At 68.9% G+C, this 17,322-nt stretch carries 10 protein-coding genes and 1 riboswitch; all 10 genes read left to right on the forward strand.

Annotated elements, in window-relative coordinates:
• Window positions 1–25: 25 nt before the first annotated feature.
• Window positions 26–5,641, forward strand: a complete 5,616-nt coding sequence (locus ACIHCQ_RS20025) for a DNRLRE domain-containing protein (RefSeq protein ID WP_399663797.1) — start codon at window positions 26–28, stop codon at window positions 5,639–5,641.
• Complete coding sequence (locus ACIHCQ_RS20030) at window positions 5,638–9,666, forward strand: polymorphic toxin-type HINT domain-containing protein (protein ID WP_399663799.1); 4,029 nt, start codon at window positions 5,638–5,640, stop codon at window positions 9,664–9,666. Before ACIHCQ_RS20025 ends, ACIHCQ_RS20030 begins: the two co-directional genes overlap by 4 nt.
• Entirely contained in the window at window positions 9,650–9,958 is a 309-nt protein-coding gene (locus ACIHCQ_RS20035; protein WP_399663801.1) for a hypothetical protein, read from the forward strand. The genes ACIHCQ_RS20030 and ACIHCQ_RS20035 overlap by 17 nt, the downstream gene beginning before the upstream one ends.
• A gap of 109 nt (window positions 9,959–10,067) precedes the next feature.
• Window positions 10,068–10,697: a SurA N-terminal domain-containing protein gene (locus tag ACIHCQ_RS20040; RefSeq protein WP_399663803.1), complete on the forward strand. Its 630-nt coding sequence runs from the start codon at window positions 10,068–10,070 to the stop codon at window positions 10,695–10,697.
• A 19-nt stretch (window positions 10,698–10,716) separates the two neighbouring features.
• Window positions 10,717–11,730, forward strand: a complete 1,014-nt coding sequence (locus ACIHCQ_RS20045; protein ID WP_399663805.1) for a nucleoside triphosphate pyrophosphohydrolase — start codon at window positions 10,717–10,719, stop codon at window positions 11,728–11,730.
• Window positions 11,727–12,956 (forward strand): cytochrome P450, encoded by a 1,230-nt coding sequence (locus ACIHCQ_RS20050; RefSeq protein ID WP_399663806.1) that lies wholly within the window; start codon window positions 11,727–11,729, stop codon window positions 12,954–12,956. Before ACIHCQ_RS20045 ends, ACIHCQ_RS20050 begins: the two co-directional genes overlap by 4 nt.
• 118 nt (window positions 12,957–13,074) lie before the next feature.
• Entirely contained in the window at window positions 13,075–13,974 is a 900-nt protein-coding gene (locus ACIHCQ_RS20055) for a transglycosylase family protein (RefSeq protein WP_399663808.1), read from the forward strand.
• Window positions 13,975–14,239: 265 nt separating this feature from the next.
• A riboswitch (cyclic di-AMP (ydaO/yuaA leader) is annotated at window positions 14,240–14,419 on the forward strand.
• Window positions 14,420–14,422: 3 nt separating this feature from the next.
• Window positions 14,423–15,136 carry a transglycosylase family protein gene (locus ACIHCQ_RS20060; RefSeq protein WP_399663810.1) on the forward strand — a complete coding sequence of 238 codons (714 nt, stop codon included), beginning with the start codon at window positions 14,423–14,425 and terminating at the stop codon, window positions 15,134–15,136.
• A gap of 216 nt (window positions 15,137–15,352) precedes the next feature.
• Window positions 15,353–16,639 (forward strand): phosphopyruvate hydratase, encoded by a 1,287-nt coding sequence (eno, locus tag ACIHCQ_RS20065; RefSeq protein WP_399663812.1) that lies wholly within the window; start codon window positions 15,353–15,355, stop codon window positions 16,637–16,639.
• A gap of 204 nt (window positions 16,640–16,843) precedes the next feature.
• Window positions 16,844–17,320 carry a septum formation initiator family protein gene (locus ACIHCQ_RS20070; protein WP_399663814.1) on the forward strand — a complete coding sequence of 159 codons (477 nt, stop codon included), beginning with the start codon at window positions 16,844–16,846 and terminating at the stop codon, window positions 17,318–17,320.
• Window positions 17,321–17,322 lie beyond the last annotated feature (2 nt).

A 17,322-nucleotide genomic window follows, 5' to 3' on the forward strand; every position in this document is an offset into this window, starting at 1 on the left:
CCGGAGACTCGCGCGCAATTTCCTGATGGCCAGGCTCCGTCGCAGCCGATGGTTCAAGGTCATCGGTGTCGCCGTCGCCATGGTCATCGCGGTCGGTTCGCTCGCCGTCGCCGGGAGCGGCTTCCCGTTCGTCCCCGGGGCGCCGGCCGCGGCCGAGGGTCCCGATCAGCGTTGGGGGAGCGCCGAGGGGCGCAGCCACACGGCGGGCGGTCCGGGCAATACGAAGGTGCCGCAGTCGCAGCGGGCCAAGTACCCGTTGAAGCAGCCGACCGTGGCCAGGCCCTCCGCCGGGCGCAATACCGCCGAGGTCACCCCCGCGCCCGCCGCGGCCGTCACCGGCTTCGACACCAGGACCAGCGAGGAGCTCGTCTCCGAGCGGGACGCGCGCAGCCGTACGTACGTGAACGAGGACGGCACCCGCACCAGCGAGTTGTCCACCGCCCCCATCAACTACCAGGACGAGCGCGGCGTCTGGCGGCCTATCGACACCGCCCTGGTGGGCGACAGTGACAGTGGCTGGGTCAATGCCGCCGATTCGATGGAGCTGCGGATCGCGGAACAGGCGGACGCCTCCCGGCTGGCCGCCCTCACTCTCCCCTCGGGTGAGTCCTTCGCGTACGGGCTCAGTGGCGCCGCCCCCGCGCAGGGCAGTGCGAACGGCAGCCGGGTGGCGTACGAGCAGGTTCTGACCGACACCGATCTGTGGCTGGACTCGCGGGCGGGCGGGGTCAAGGAGACCCTTGTGCTGCGTTCCGCCGACGCGCCCGGCAGTTTTGTCTTCCCCCTGGCACTGAGCGGCCTCACCGCGAAGAGCGAGGGTGCGTCGATCGTGCTGGTCGACTCTGAGGGACGTACGAAGGCGGTCATTCCGGCCGGGTTCATGGAGGACGCCAAGGGCGCCGTCTCCAACGCGGTGCGCTACGAGCTGGTCGAGCAGGGCGGCGGCGGCCAGGCCCTGCGGGTGAGCGTCGACCGTGCGTGGGTCACCGACCCGGCGCGGGCCTTCCCCGTGCGGGTCGACCCGTCCGTGGACACCACCGCCGCCTCCACCTCCATGTACGTCCGCAGCGGCGCCTCCTCCGTCGTCGGCTCGGATGAACTTCACGTCGGCAAGTCCGGCAGCTCCTCCGCTCACTCCTTCCTCGGCTTTCCCAACCTGGACGAGGAGCTCAAGCACCACCGCGTCTTCGGCGCGCAGCTGCAGGTCGTGAACTTCGACTCGGCGTCCTGCAAGCCGCGTTCGGTCTCCGTGCACCCCGTCACCGGGGCCTGGACGGCCAACACCACCACCGACTACCCGGGGCCCTCGGTGGGTTCCTCGCTCGCCTCGAAGTCGTACGCGTACGGCTATGTGGGCTTTGGCCAGTCGCAGTCCTCCTGCCCGGCCGCCGGTGCGCTCTACGACCTGGGCAAGGGCGGCCGTGATCTCGTGCAGCGCTGGGTGGACGGCACCCAGGCCAATCACGGTCTGTCGCTGCGGGCCTCGGTCACCGACTCGCTCGCGGCCAAGAAGTTCACCGGTCACAACACGGCCAACCCGCCCAAGCTGTTTGTGACGCACTCGCCCTACAGCGCGACCTACGCCTTCCCCAAGCCCGTCCCGGACCCGCCGGTCCTGCAGAACCAGGCGGGCAAGATCAAGGTCAGCGTCACCAACAAGGGCGCGGAGACCTGGACGCCGAGCACCTACTACCTCGCCTACCGGGCGTACGACTCCAAGGGCAAGCTGGTCACCCAGCAGCGCGCCGCCAACCTCACCGCCAACCTTGCCTACGGTGCCAAGACCACCGTGGATGCGACGATCAAGGCGCTGCCGCCGGGCACGTACATGCTCGACTTCACGATGGTGCGCCAGGGCGGCAAGGTCTTCACCGACGAGCAGGTGCCGCCGGGCCGGCTGACCCTGCGGGTCTTCGACATCGCCCCGGTGGTCAAGGAGCAGTACCCGCCCAACGGCTACCAGGCGCAGACGCTGACCCCGCAGCTGTGGGCCGCCGGTATCGACATCGACGCGCCACCCGGGTCCGCGCTGCAGTACAAGTGGGAGATCTGCGAGGCAGACAAGGACGGCAAGCCGACCGCCTGCACCACCTCCGCCTACCAGACCGCGTCCGCGTATCCGGTTCCGGCGGGGCGGTTGAAGTGGGGCAAGACCTATCTGTGGCGCGGTTTCGTCAAGGATGCCACCACCGAGGTCCCGACCGCGCAGGTCGCCCTGGTCGCCGCTGTTCCGCAGCCCGAGATCACCTCGCGGCTCTCCGAGGCGCAGGGCAAGGAGTTCGACCCGAACGTCGGCAACTTCACCACCGCGGCTGTCGACGCGCCGGTCGCCGGTGTGGGCCCCGAGCTCACGCTCGTACGGACGTACAACAGCCTGGACCCGCGGCGTGACCTGGCCTTCGGCGCGGGCTGGTCGACCCGGTACGACATGCGGCTCACCCCCGACGACGACGGCAGCGGCAATGTCGTCATCCGCTACCCGGACGGGCAGGATGTGCGCTTCGGCAATAACGCGGACGGGACCTTCGCGCCGCCGCCGGGCCGGTTCGCCAAGCTGACCCTGGACGCCACGGCGAACACCTACAAGCTGCAGGACAAGTCCGGTACGACGTACGACTTCTCCTCCAGCGGCCTGCTGATCAAGGTCACCGACCAGTACTCCAACGCCGTCAACTACACCTACTCCGGCGGGAAGCTCTCGACGGCGGTCAGCGCCCGCACCTCGCGTTCGCTGACGTTCACCTGGACCGGCGCGCATGTCACCCGGGTGTCCACGAACGCCGTCGACGGTGCGGCGCTGAGCTGGAACTACACCTACACCGGCGATCTGCTGGACCAGGTCTGCGACCCGAACGGCGGCTGTACGAAGTACACGCACGGCGCGGGCAGCCATTACGGCACCACGGTCCTGGATTCGCGCCCGGAGTCGTACTGGCGGCTCGGCGAGGCCGAGGGCGCCGCCGCCAACAGCACGATGGAGGCCAACCTCGGCAAGGACCGCGGCACGTACAGCAATGTGACGCTGGGCGCGGCGGGCGCGATCGCCGGGGACCCCGGCACCGCCGCCACCTTCAACGGCACCACCTCACGCGTCGATCTGCCCGCCGGCACGGTGAAGAAGAGCCGGGACGCGGCGGTCGAGGTGTGGTTCAAGACCATCGCGACCGGTCTGGGCGGGCCGCTGGTCGGTTACCAGAACAAGGCGTGGGGCACCGCCCCGGGCGTGGGCGTGCCGACGCTGTATGTGGGTACGGACGGAAAGCTGCGCGGTCAGTTCTGGACCGGGTCGGTGGCCCCGATCACCGACATCACCAAGAACGTCAATGATGGCAAGTGGCACCACGCGGTGCTGTCAGTGTCCGGCTCGACGCAGAGCCTGTATCTGGACGGCAAGCTGTCGGGGACGCTTGCGGGCAAGCAGCTCGTCCAGGGCGACCTGACGTTCAACCAGATCGGCGCGGCAACCGCCACCACCCCCGCCTCCTGGCCCGGCTGGGGATCCACCGCTGCCAAGTCCTTCGCGGGCACCATCGACGACGTCTCCGTCTACCACCACCCGCTCGGTACGGCAGCCGTCACAGGCCACTACCGCGAGGGCGGCCGGGCCGCCGACGTCCTGACGAAGACGACGCTGCCCACGGGCCGTATCGCCTCCGAGGTGTCGTACGACACCGCCCGCGACCGCGTGGACGAGTACACCGACCGCAACGGCGGCACCTGGAAGATCGGCACCCCCGCGGTCTTCGGCAACGACAAGGACCTGCGGCGCACGGTCGAGGTCCGCGACCCGCTGGACTCCCCGTACTTCTACGAGTACGACGGCACGACCTCGCGGATGCTGCGCTACGGCGAGCCCACCGCGCTCGGCGCCCGTGAGCCCGCCACACCGTCCCCCTCGCCTTCGAGCACCGGAACACCCGGCCCGATCTGCACCTCACCCGACCCGGGCGACCCGGCGTTCTGCACCACCCCGATCGGCGGCGGGGGCAGCGAGCCCGACTTCATCCGCTACCCCCTCGACGGCGTGGCCATCCGTTCCTTCGAGTACAACGACAACGGCTACCAGACCGGGATCATCAGCGAAAACGGCGACAAGGTCACGCTCGGCTACGACGACCGCGGCAATGTCATCACCCGCACCACCTGCCGGGGACTGAACGACTGCCAGACCGCATACACGACGTATCCGGTGCCGGCCAGTGACTTCGACCTGCGGGCCGACCAGCCCTCCGAGACCCGGGACGGCCGCTCGACCGGGGTGACGGACAACCGTTTCCGCACCTCGTACACGTACAACACGAGCGGCGCGCTGGTCACCCAGACCAATCCCGAAGGCGGCGGCGTCTCGCGCAACGCCTACACCACCGGCATCGAGATGGCCGTCGGCGGCGGGAACGTGCCCACCGGGCTGCCGCTGACCACCACCGACCCACGCGGCAAGATCACCCGCTACCAGTACTTCAAGAACGGTGACCTGGCGCAGGTGACCGAGCCGTCCGGGGCGATCTCCAAGTTCACCTACGACACGCTCGGCCGCAAGATCACCGAGACTGCCGTCACCGATGCCCAGCCGGCCGGGGTCACCACGACCTTCACCTACGACAAGCTCTCCCGCCTCGCCTCCTCGACCGACCCGGCGGCGACCAATGTCGTGACCCTGGGCAAGCACCAGCAGAAGACCGTCACGGAGTACGACGCCGACGGCAATGTGGTGCGCACCGAGGTCAGCGATGTGCTCGGCGGAGACCTCTCGCGGGTGATGACTTTCGAACTGGACGACCACGGCCGTCCCGAGAAGGCCATCGACGCCGAGGGCAGCGAGACGACCTACACCTACGACGTCTTCGGCAACAAGACGTCCATGGTGGACGCCAACGGCAACCGCTTCGAGTACCTCTACACCGCGCGCAACATGATGGCCGAGACGCGGCTGCGTGACTGGGAGGACGACGGCGGCGACGACGACTACACGGTGGTGCAGTCGTACGCGTACGACCACGGCGGCAGGCTCGCCCGGCACACCGACTCCATGGGCCGCACCCTGGTCTACGAGTACTTCGGGGACGACCTGCTCAAGACCATCACCCTGAAGGACTTCCGCAACCCGGACGGCACCAAGCGCGACATCCTCGTCGAGTCCAACACCTATGACGGCGCCGGAAACGTCCTGACGGAGACGGCCAACAACGGCAAGCTCGTCACCCAGTACACGTACGACGCGGTGGGCCGAACCAAGTCCACGGTTACCGACCCGACCGGGCTCGCCCGCCGCACCACCTTGACGTACGACCTCGCGGGCAATGTGGAGACCTCCACCTCCAGCGGCATGCCGTCCAATGTGCCGTGGCCGACGAACGTCACGCCGGAGACCGTCCGCTATGTCTACGACGACGCGGGCAACGCCAAGCAGGAGACCATCGAGAACGGCACGGACTCCCGCACCACGGTCTACGACTACGACCAGCGCGGCCTGGTCAAGGCCAAAACGCACCCGGGCGGCAACAAGACGGAGTACGCCTACGACGAACTGGGCCGCTCCTTGTCCCTCTCCGCACCCGTCGTGCAGACCGAGTCCAACGGCTCCGCGCCCGTCTCCTCCCGCCCCACCACCTACACGGTTACGACACCTTCGGCGCCGTGACCGAGTCGGTGGACGCGATGGGCAACACCAACCGCTCCACGTACGACCGTCTCGGGCGGGTGCTCACCAGCACCGCGCCCTCTTACACGCCCCCGGGCTCGACCGAGGCCATCACGCCGACCACCTCCCAGAAGTACGACGCGCTGGGCAATGTGGTCGAGGCGACCGACCCGCTGGGCCGGGCCACCAAGTTCACCTACGACCGCCAGAACCGGATGACCGTCAAGGACGTACCGGTCGGCGAGGGCGACGACCGCGCCCAGTGGAAGTACACCTACACCCGCACCGGCGAGATCCTCTCGGTCACCGACCCGAACGGGGCGCGCGCCGAGAGCACCTACGACGACCTGGACCGGCCGGTCACCTCGACGCAGATCGAGCGCAAGCCGCAGCCCGGGGCCTTCACCACGCGCCACGAGTACGACGACGCGGGCAATGTGGTCAAGCAGACCTCGCCGAGTGCGGCGGTGTCCACGTTCACCTATGACGCGCTGGGCCAGCTGACGCGCCTGGTCGACCCGACGGGTGTCATCACCCAGCACGGCTACGACATGTCTGGCCGTGAGGTGCGCACCACCGACGGTCTGGGACGCACCTCGGCCAAGTGGTACGACCGGCTCGGCCAGCTGTCCCGCGACACGGACATGGACACGAACAACGGCCTGCTGCGGGAGGTGAGCTACGGCTACGACAAGGCCGGCAACCTCACCACATCGACCAACCCGCTCAGCCGCGCCACGACGTACGCGTACGACGCGCTGGGCCGCCTCAGCAGCCAGACTGAGCCGGTTGCGGCCGACAAGTCGATCACCACGTCCTTCGGCTACGACGCCAACGGCAACCGCACCCGCTACACGGACGGCCGCGGCAACAAGACCATCTACACGGTCAACACCTTCGGCCTGCCGGAGTCGGTGATCGAGCCGTCGACCGCTCGCGACCCGGCACCGGAGGCGCGCACCTGGACGACGGCGTACGACAAGCTCGGTCAGGCGGTGAAGCTGACCGCGCCGGGTGGTGTGGTGCGCGAGCGCGCGTACGACAAGGCGGGGCAGCTGGTCCGCGAGACCGGAGCGGGCGCGGAGGTGGCGACCCCGGAGAAGAAGTTCCGCTACGACGCGGCGGGCCGCCTGACCGCGGCGTCCTCGCCCAAGGGCGACAACACCTTCGACTACAACGACCGCGGCGCGCTGCTGAAGGCGAATGGGCCCTTGGGCACGGCGGAGTACGAGTACAACAACGAGGGCCAGCTCACCAGCCGTACCGACGCGTCCGGCACGGCCACCTTCGGCTACGTCAAGCAGCGGCTGAACTGGCAGAAGGACCCGCTCACCGGCTCGCAGCAGTCCTACGGCTACGACGCGGCGGGCGCGGTCAAGAACATCGACTACGGGGCGGGGCAGTCACGCGCCTTCACCTATGACGACCTGGGCCGCCTCGACACCGACACGGTCAAGAACAGCGGCGGCTCGACGGTGGCCGCCGTCGACTACGGCTACGACGCGGATGACCATCTCACCTCGAAGAAGACCGTCGGCACGGCCAAGGCGGGCGAGAACACCTATGGCTACGACGACGCCGGGCGGCTGACCTCGTGGACGGGTGAGGGCACGACGACGGCGTACGGCTGGGACGACAGCGGCAACCGCGTCCAGAACGGCGAGAAGACCGCCACGTTCGACGAGCGCAACCGGCTGCTGTCCGACGGGGACTACACGTACGACCACACCGAGCGCGGCACGCTGGCCACGCGTACCAGCTCCGGTCTCACGGAGGACTTCACCTTCGACGCCTTCGACCGGATGACGAAGGCAGGCGAGTCGGGCACGTCGTACACCTACGACTCGATGGACCGGGTCGCGGCGCGCAACGGCACGGACTTCTCCTACGCGGGCTTCTCACCGGACCCGGTCAAGGACCAGACCGCGACGTACGGGCGGGGCGCGGCGGACGAACTCCTCGCGGTGGCCGAGGGCGGCGGCGTGGCCCAGCTGACGCTCTCCGACAAGCACGGCGACGTGGTCGCCAACATGTCGGCCACGGACGGCGCGACAGGCTCCCTGACCCAGTCGGCGGCCTTCAACCCGTTCGGCGAGCAGCTCTCGACGACGGACTCCGCGAACATGGCGGGCAACGCGGGCTACCAGGGCGACTACACCGACCCGGACACCGACCAGGTGAACATGGGGGCGCGCTGGTATGACCCGGGCACGGGCGCGTTCGACTCGCGCGACTCCTACACCTACGCGTCGGGCGCCTCGATCCTGGCGAACCGGTACACCTACGGCGCCGGCGCCCCGATGGACTACACCGACCCGGACGGCCACTGGCCCAGCTGCGACTGGTGCAAGAAGAAGTACAACCAGGCCAAAAAGAAGGTCAAGCAAGCCGGGAGCTACGTCTACAAGGGCGCCAAGGCAGTGGTCAACGCCGTGGTGTACACGGTGCGCCACCCGATCTCCGCCCTGAAGAAGGCGGCCGGCTTTCTGGGCTCGGTCGCGAAATGGGCGTACCAAAAGTCGGGCCTGAAAACGGTCGTCAACTCGGTGGTGAACGCGGTCAAGTATGTGAGCCAGAAATCGGGGTTCACGCAATGGGCCAGGGAGAAAGCGGCAGAGGCACGCCGCCAGTACATCGCGGTGAAGACGGAGATCACCCGTAAGGCCAAGGCGGCGGTGGCCTACGCGGCGAAGCACAACCCGATCCCGGAGATCATCGCGGCGGCGAAGCCGCTGATGGCGGTGGCGAAGGCGATCGTGACGGCCGACCCGAACCTCCCGGCGATCCTCGTCGGCGCGGCGCGGGATGTGATCGCGGACGTCGCGAAGGCGACGGACGCGATCCGCGAGGCGGTCGTCGCGCAGGTCGGCGCGGTGGTCGAGACGGTCCGCGACGCGGCGGACTGGGGCGCGGTCTGGGACGGCGTCAAGACGGTCGGCAATGTGGTGGGTGAGCTCACCGGCTTCAACGACATCAGGGACTGCGTCACCAAGGGCGACATGGAGGCCTGCGCCTGGGCGGTCGCGACGGTGGCGGGCGCGGCGCTGGGCGGAGTCGGGGCGGGGGCGGTCCGGGCGGCGAAGGCCGGTCGGATGGCGTCGAAGGCGGCGAAGTACGCGGACGGCATCGCGAAGAAGGCCGAGAAGATCGACGAGGGCGTCGAGAACGTCGAGTCGGCCGTCTCGTGCACGACGGCTGCGGCTGAGCTCGCCGGGAACAGCTTCGTACTCGGCACCGAGGTCCTGATGGCCGACGGCAGTCGCAAGCCGATCGAGAAGGTCGAGACGGGCGAGGAAGTCCTGGCGACCGACCCGACGACCGGCAAGACCTCGAAGGAGGAGGTCACCGACACGATCGTCGGCAAGGGCAAGAAGCACCTGGTCGAGCTGACGGTCGACACGGACGGCACGAAGGGCGACGCGACCGACACGATCACGGCCACGGTGGGCCACCCCTTCTGGGTCCCGTCGCTCGACAAGTGGCTGAAGGCCGGCGAACTGAAGCCGGGCCAGTGGCTCCAGACGGGCAGCGGCAGCTGGGTCCAGGTGGAGGGGGTCAGGGCGTGGACGCAGCAGGCGGCGGTCTACAACCTGACGGTCGACACGGCGCACACGTACTTCGTGGCGGCGGGCGTGATGACCGCCCTTGTCCACAACTGCGGTCCTGTCAAGCTGTACCGTTCGCCCCAGAAGGGCAACAGAGCATCGGAATCCAGAGGGCTTGACCCTGCGAACCACGCCGAGCGGGATCCCCAGGGCAAGAGCTACGCGTATCTCGGCGACTCGGAGTCCGTGGTCCGCAAGTACGCGGGCCAGGGAGTGTACGAGGACGGCTATCACGTCTTCACGATGAAGCCCGGCTTCACCGACGAGTTCCACCCGAGTGCGTACCGCCGATTCCACGACAACAATGGCGGCAAGCAGTGGGTCATCGACGTGGACGACATCGAGGACTTCAATTCATTCATCGACCACGACAAGACGGAGTGGGTCCCATGGAGGAAGGGTCGTGAGTTCACAGGATGACGACGATCCCTGGCGGCGCAGCGGGCTCGAACAGTTTCAGGTGGTCCGCTGCGTTGTCACCGGGCACAGAGGCCGCTTCGGGGTGGAGGTGGCAGTGACCGCCGCGGAACGGACCATCCCCGGGTTCATCGACTTCGTTCTGCTGACGGACGACGACCGGCATCCGGGTCCTGCGGACTTTCCGCCGGTCGGTACGTCTCTCGACGCCGTGACGATTGACTTCATGCCGAACGGTGAGCTGCGGCTGTCGGCCCAGCCCTCCGCTGTGGAGGATCGGGGACAGAACGGGTAGGCCCGCTGCCCGGAACGAATCAGTGGCCGCGAAGTAGTGGCCTTGATCACGCCGACTGCCTACCATCAAGGTCTTGTGCCCCGAAGCACAATCACGCCGGGAGGCTCCCTTGCACCGCCGCCGTCGCACCGCGCTCGCCCTCTCCGCCGCGCTCCTCCTCGGCGCGCCCCTCCTCTCTGCCTGCGGCAGCGACGCCCACCCCGGCGCCGCCGCCGTCGTCGGTGGGGAGCGGATCGAGGTGTCCACCGTTCAGGCGATGGTGAAGGACGTCCGCGCCGTCCAGTCCGCCGAGCTCATCAAGGACAGCGGGCAGCTCAGCCGCGCCAAGCTCTACGACCTCATCGTCGACCGTGTCGTCCAGCGCGCCGCCGACGACGCCGGTGTCACGGTCAGCCGCAAGGAGCTCCAGGACGCCCGTGGCCTGGCCGAGCAGTCGCAGGGCAAGGAGCAGCTCGCCGCCATGTATATCCAGCAGGGGGTCGCTCCGGGCCGGATCGACGATTTCGTACGCCGGGAGCTCCTGGTCAACAAGGTCGCCGCCGCCCTCGGCGCGACCGACGCTCCCGATGGCCAGCAGAAGGTGAACAGTGCCTTCATCGCCGCCGCAGAGGCGCTCCACATCGACGTCAATCCGCGCTTCGGCGACTGGGACCCCAAGAAGCTCGGTCCCGTCGACTACCGGGCCCCGTGGATCACGCAGGTGACGAAGACCCCGGAGCCCGTCGGGGCGGGCGCGTAACGCGAGGTAAGTTCGACGGGTGACCCCAGACGCACCACGCGAAGCCCCCGAAGCCGACGCCGAGGCCGAAGCTGACGCCGGGCGAATCGTTCTGCTGACCGCCAGCCACCGCGTCGCGCCCGGGCTGCTGTCCTGGCCCGCGTGGCAGACGCTGCACGCCGCCGACCGCGTGCTGTGCGGCGTGGGGGATCACCCGCAGCTGCCGTATCTGCGTGACGCCGGCGTCACCGTCGAGCTCGCCGCGCCCACCGCGCAGGAGCTCCTCGACGCCTGCGCCGACGGCCGTACCGTCGTGATCGTCTCCTCCGGGGAGGGCGAGACGGACCTGACCGACGGGCTCGCGCGGCTCGCCGGGTCCGGGCGGGTGCGGATGCCCGATCTGGAGCTGCTCCCCGGGTCGTACGACCTGCCGGGCGCGCGTCTGCTCGACCTCGTACAGGTCATGGACCGCATCCGGCGCGAGTGCCCGTGGTCCTCGCGGCAGACGCACAAGGGCCTCGCCAAGTACGGCATCGAGGAGGCGTACGAGCTGGTCGAGGCCATCGAGGACGGTGACCGCGACGAGCTGCGCGAAGAGCTCGGGGACGTACTCCTCCAGGTGATCTTCCACGCGCGGATCGCGCAGGAGGACGAGGAAGAGCCCTTCTCCGTGGACGACGTCGCCGCGACGATTGTCGAGAAGCTGATCCGCCGCCACCCGCACGTCTTCGGCGACGAGAGCGCCGAGACGCCGGAGGATGTGAAGGAGCACTGGCTCCGGGAGAAGGCGATCGAGAAGCAGCGCGACTCGGTGACGGACGGCGTGCCGCTGGGCCAGCCGGGTCTCGCGCTCGCCGCGAAGCTCGCGGGCCGGGTCCGTACCGCGGGCATGGACGTGGAGCTGCCGACGGGCGAGGGCATCGGATACGAGCTGCTCGCCCTCGCGGTCGCCGCGGAGGCATCGGGCACCGACCCCGAGGCCGCGCTGCGGGCCGCCGGACGCGCCTACCGGGACGCCATCCGCGCCGCCGAAAAGGCCGAGGGCCAGGCGTGAGCGCTCGGCCGGAGCTGTTCACCTGGGAGTTCGCCACCGACCCCTATCCCGCGTACGCCTGGCTGCGCGAGCACGAACCCGTACACCGCACGCCGCTGCCCAGCGGCGTCGAGGCGTGGCTGGTGACCCGGTACGCCGACGCCAAGCAGGCCCTCGCCGACCCGCGGCTGTCGAAGAATCCGGCGCACCACGCCGGGTCCACGCACGCCAAGGGGAAGACCGGGATCCCGGGGGAACGCAAGGCTGAGCTGATGACTCATCTGCTCAATATCGATCCGCCCGACCACACCCGGCTGCGGCGGCTGGTGTCGAAGGCGTTCACTCCGCGCCGGGTCGCCGAATTCGCCCCGCGCGTACAGGAGCTGACAGACAGTCTTATCGACGGCTTCGCGGACAAAGGGGAGGCGGACCTCATCCATGAGTTCGCTTTCCCGCTCCCCATTTATGCCATCTGTGAGCTGCTCGGCGTCCCGCGCGAGGACCAGGACGACTTCCGCGACTGGGCGGGCATGATGATCCGGCATGGCGGCGGTCCGCGCGGCGGCGTCGGCCGTTCCGTGAAGAAGATGCGGGGGTACCTTGCCGAGCTGATCCACCGCAAGCGCGAGGACCCGGGCGACGACCTGATCTCGGAGCTGATCAGGACCAGCGACCACGGCGAGCACCTCACCGAGAACGAGGCCGCCGCGATGGCCTTCATCCTTCTCTTCGCCGGCTTTGAAACGACCGTCAACTTGATCGGCAATGGGGTGTATGCCCTGCTTCGTCATCCGGAGCAGCGGGAGCGGCTCCAGCGCTCCCTCGCCGCAGGCGAAAGGGGACTGCTCGCCACCGGCGTGGAGGAACTGCTGCGCTACGACGGGCCCGTGGAGCTCGCGACCTGGCGGTACGCCACCGAGCCCGTCCGCCTCGGCGGGCAGGACATCGCGACGGGCGATCCCGTACTCGTCGTACTCGCCGCCGCCGACCGCGACCCTGACCGGTTCACCGACCCGGACACTCTCGACCTCTCCCGGCGCGACAACCAGCACCTCGGGTACGGGCACGGCATCCACTACTGCCTCGGCGCGCCGCTCGCCCGGTTGGAGGGGCAGACGGCGCTCGCCACACTGCTCCGCAGGATGCCCGACTTGCGACTTGCGGGTGATCCGGACGATTTGCGGTGGCGTGGGGGACTTATCATGCGTGGTTTGCGCACTCTGCCCGTTGAGTTCACCGCCCCATAGAGCTGACGATCAGTCAATGTTGTGACTTTCACGTGATCTCCCCTGCATCGACTTGTGACCCACGTTCGATTACGGATACGTTCACCGGCGTCTCAGCAGTCACGCGAAAGGCAACCGCATGCGCTCCCCGAACGGCCGTCACCGGCGACCCCGTCAGGCTCCGGCAATCGTCGTCGCGGCGGGGGTGACGGGATCGGCCATCGCCATCCCGCTCCTCGGCGCCGGATCGGCGTCCGCCGCCGAATCCGCCACCTGGGACCGCGTCGCGGCGTGCGAGACCGGCGGCATGTGGAGTGCCGACCTCGGCAACGGCAACTACGGCGGGCTGCAGATGACGCTGCAGACCTGGCAGCAGTACGGCGGTACGGAGTACGCGCGCAGCGCCGACCTCGCGAGCCGCTCCGAGCAGATCGCGATAGCCGAGAAGGTCCTCGCCGCGAAGGGGCCCTCGGCGTGGGCGGACTGCGCCGCCATCGCGGGGCTGACGACCGGCGGCACGGCGGCGGGCGTCGACCCCGGTGCCGCGCCCGCGCCCGCCCCCTTGTCGTCGCTGCTGCCGACCGCTCCCGAGGAAGCGGCCACGCCCGCGGACCCGGCCGAGCCGGTGGCACCTGTGGAGCCGACCGGGAAGACGACTCCGGACGCGCCCGCGGCCACGACGCAGGAGTCCGGTACCCCGACAGGCGACGCCGAGACCGGCAAGCACCGCGGAACCCCGGAGCAGACGACCGAGCCGGGCAATACAGACGGAGACCGCGAAGTGGGCCGTCACTCCTCGCGAGGTGACGCCGCGGCACGCGAGGGCGTCGCCGACGCGACCAAGCCCGCGGAGACCCGCTCCGCCGACGTCTCGCCCGGCGTGTACACCGTCCGCCCCGGCGACAGTCTGTGGGCCATCGCCGACGCCCAGGAGCTCCCCGGCGGCTGGACCGCGGTCTTCGAGGCGAACCGCGAGACTCTCGGTGACGATCCCGACCTCATCCGCCCTGGCCAGAGCCTGGATCTAGACCTGAAGTAGCGGCGATTCGGGGGCCTTTGTCCAAGTCTGCGCAAGTGAGACAAGGGTCTCTTTACCTCAATCGGCACATCTCGCAGCCCAAATCCGGCCGTTCCGCGCTCCACCTGCGGAAAGAGGAACCACCGGAGTGTCAAGTTGGGCGTTTTCTCCCCGATGTTCAGCTTTGAACATCGGGGAGAGGTGTGATTACCGTCTGAACCGCTCACCACCGTGGGCACCACTGGCCGTCACGCCGAATCCTGCCGGCGGTCGGGGGGAGTAGTCGTCGCGTAGAGCGCCGAAGGCAGGAGCGGGGGAACCAAGGTAAGCGCCGGGCCCGGCCGTTGAGAGCAGTACGCAACGGACGTGGAACGGCTAGGGGTGAAATCGCGCGCCAGTCGCGTGGACGGGCACTCACTTGGCCCGAACCCGACAGCTCACCTCGTAGGCGTCGGTGAGGAGAATCTCCATGCTGTTTTCCAGCAAGGGCAAGCACCGCCGCCCGAGCAAAGCCACCCGTATCGTCACATTCGCCGGGATCACCGGTGTCGCCGTCGCCGCCCCGCTGCTGGGCGCCACCTCAGCATCCGCCGCGACAGGTGCCGAGTGGGACAAGGTCGCCCAGTGCGAGTCCGGCGGCAACTGGTCGATCAACACGGGCAACGGCTACTACGGCGGCCTTCAGTTCTCGTCGTCCACCTGGGCCGGGTACGGCGGCACCCAGTACGCCTCCACCGCCGACAAGGCGTCGAAGTCCCAGCAGATAGCCATCGCCGAGAAGGTCCTGGCCGGCCAGGGCAAGGGTGCCTGGCCGAACTGCGGCGTGGGCCTGTCCAACGCCTCGTACAACGGCGGCTCCGCCGACTCGGGCACCACGCAGCAGGCGCAGCCCAAGCAGCAGGCACAGCCCAAGCAGCAGGCACAGCCCAAGCAGCAGACGCAGCCCAAGCAGCAGCGCGCCGAGGCGCCCACCACGCGCTCCGAGCGCGCCGAGGCCCCGGCCGCGCCGAAGTCCTTCGAGAAGGGCGACGGCGAGTACAAGGTCAAGTCGGGCGACACCCTCTCCAAGATCGCTGAGGCCGAGAAGGTCAAGGGCGGCTGGGCGAAGCTGTTCGACCTCAACAAGGACATCGTCAGCGACGCCGACGTGATCTTCCCGGGCCAGCAGCTCCACCTCGGCTGAGCCTTCCCGGGCACCGAACCACCCCGGTCCGGCGCGACTTTCCCCGTGCGCGCCGGGCCGGGGTTCTCTGTGCAGGCGGCAGTCAGACGCATTTTTGTCCCAGCGGGCGGGCGTCGTCGGGCCGGAGCCCCCCAGCCGGTTAGGCTCGTGCCGCAAGGCAGAAGCGCAGATACAGATACTGCGCTTTAAGCGTCACATCACCAGAAGGAGATGCTCGTGCCGTCCATCGACGTCGTCGTAGCCCGGGAAATCCTGGACTCCCGAGGCAACCCCACGGTCGAGGTCGAGGTTGGCCTCGACGACGGCAGCACGGGTCGTGCTGCTGTCCCGTCCGGCGCCTCCACCGGTGCGTTCGAAGCCCTTGAGCTCCGCGACGGTGACCCCAACCGCTACCAGGGCAAGGGTGTCGAGAAGGCCGTCCTCGCCGTCATCGAGCAGATCGGCCCGGAGCTCGTCGGCTACGACGCCACCGAGCAGCGCCTGATCGACCAGGCGATGTTCGACCTCGACGCCACCCCGGACAAGTCCTCGCTCGGCGCCAACGCGATCCTCGGTGTCTCCCTCGCCGTGGCGCACGCCGCCTCCGAGGCCTCGGACCTGCCGCTCTTCCGCTACTTGGGCGGACCGAACGCGCACCTGCTGCCCGTTCCGATGATGAACATCCTGAACGGCGGCTCGCACGCCGACTCCAACGTGGACATTCAGGAGTTCATGATCGCGCCGATCGGTGCGGAGTCCTTCTCCGAGGCCCTGCGCTGGGGTGCCGAGGTCTACCACACCCTCAAGTCCGTCCTGAAGGCCAAGGGCCTGTCCACCGGCCTCGGCGACGAGGGCGGCTTCGCGCCGAACCTCGACTCGAACCGCGCGGCTCTCGACCTCATCCTTGAGGCCATCAAGCAGGCCGGTTACACCCCGGGCAAGGACATCGCGCTCGCGCTCGACGTCGCCGCCTCGGAGTTCTACAAGGACGGCTCGTACGAGTTCGAGGGCAAGTCCCGCTCGGCCGCCGAGATGACCGAGTACTACGAGGAGCTCGTCGCCTCGTACCCGCTCTGCTCCATCGAGGACCCGCTGTTCGAGGACGACTGGGCCGGCTGGAAGGTCCTCACCGACAAGCTGGGCGCCAAGGTCCAGATCGTCGGCGACGACCTCTTCGTCACCAACCCGGAGCGCCTGGCCCGCGGCATTGAGGAGGGGTCCGCGAACGCGCTCCTCGTCAAGGTCAACCAGATCGGTTCGCTGACCGAGACCCTGGACGCCGTGGAGCTCGCCCAGCGCAACGGCTTCAAGTGCATGATGTCCCACCGCTCCGGCGAGACCGAGGACGTCACCATCGCCGACCTGGCCGTCGCCACCAACTGCGGCCAGATCAAGACCGGCGCCCCGGCCCGCTCCGAGCGCGTCGCCAAGTACAACCAGCTGCTGCGCATCGAGGAGATCCTCGACGACGCGGCGGTGTACGCGGGCCGTTCGGCCTTCCCGCGGTTTCGCTCTGCGAACTAAGTCAGCACAGCGCTCTGCGAACTAAGTCAGCACAGCGCTCTGCGAACTAAGTCAGCACAGCGCTCTGCGAACTAATCAGCACAGTCGGTCTGCCGGCTAGTCCAAGCAGCACGGCACGGGGCCGGTGCCCTGTCGCTCGTACGTCCCCGGTCGTGGTCCCGTACCGTGTCCGGGGACGTACGCGCGTAAAGGGGAGGCGAAACCATGGCACGCAAAGGGGACCAGGACCGGTTCTCCACCGCGACCAGGCTGCGGCTGCTCGGCGAGCAGACCGCCGCGCGCGTCTACCGTTCCCAGAGCCGCCGCCAGGCCCGCCGCTCCCGGCTCACCGGACGGGCCGCCTTCCTGGCCCTGGTCGTCTGCTCGCTGGTGGTCGCGCTCGCGTACCCGATGCGTCAGTACGTCTCCCAGCGCGCCGATGTCGCCGACCAGCGGCGCCGGATGGACGAGGCCCGGCAGCAGGTCGAGCAGCTGCGGGACGAGAAGGCGCGCCTCCAGGACGACATGTACATCCGGCGGCTGGCCCGCGAGCATCTGCATCTGGTGCTCCCCGGCGAGACCGGGTACACGGTGATCGACCCCGTGGGGGCCGAACAGCGCCGTACCGAGGACGGGGCTTCCGACCGCCCCTGGTACTCGAACGTCTGGGACGGCGTCGACAAGGCCGACCGCATCAAGTAGCA

This window comes from Streptomyces sp. NPDC052236 (assembly GCF_044548015.1).
Lineage (GTDB): Bacteria > Actinomycetota > Actinomycetes > Streptomycetales > Streptomycetaceae > Streptomyces.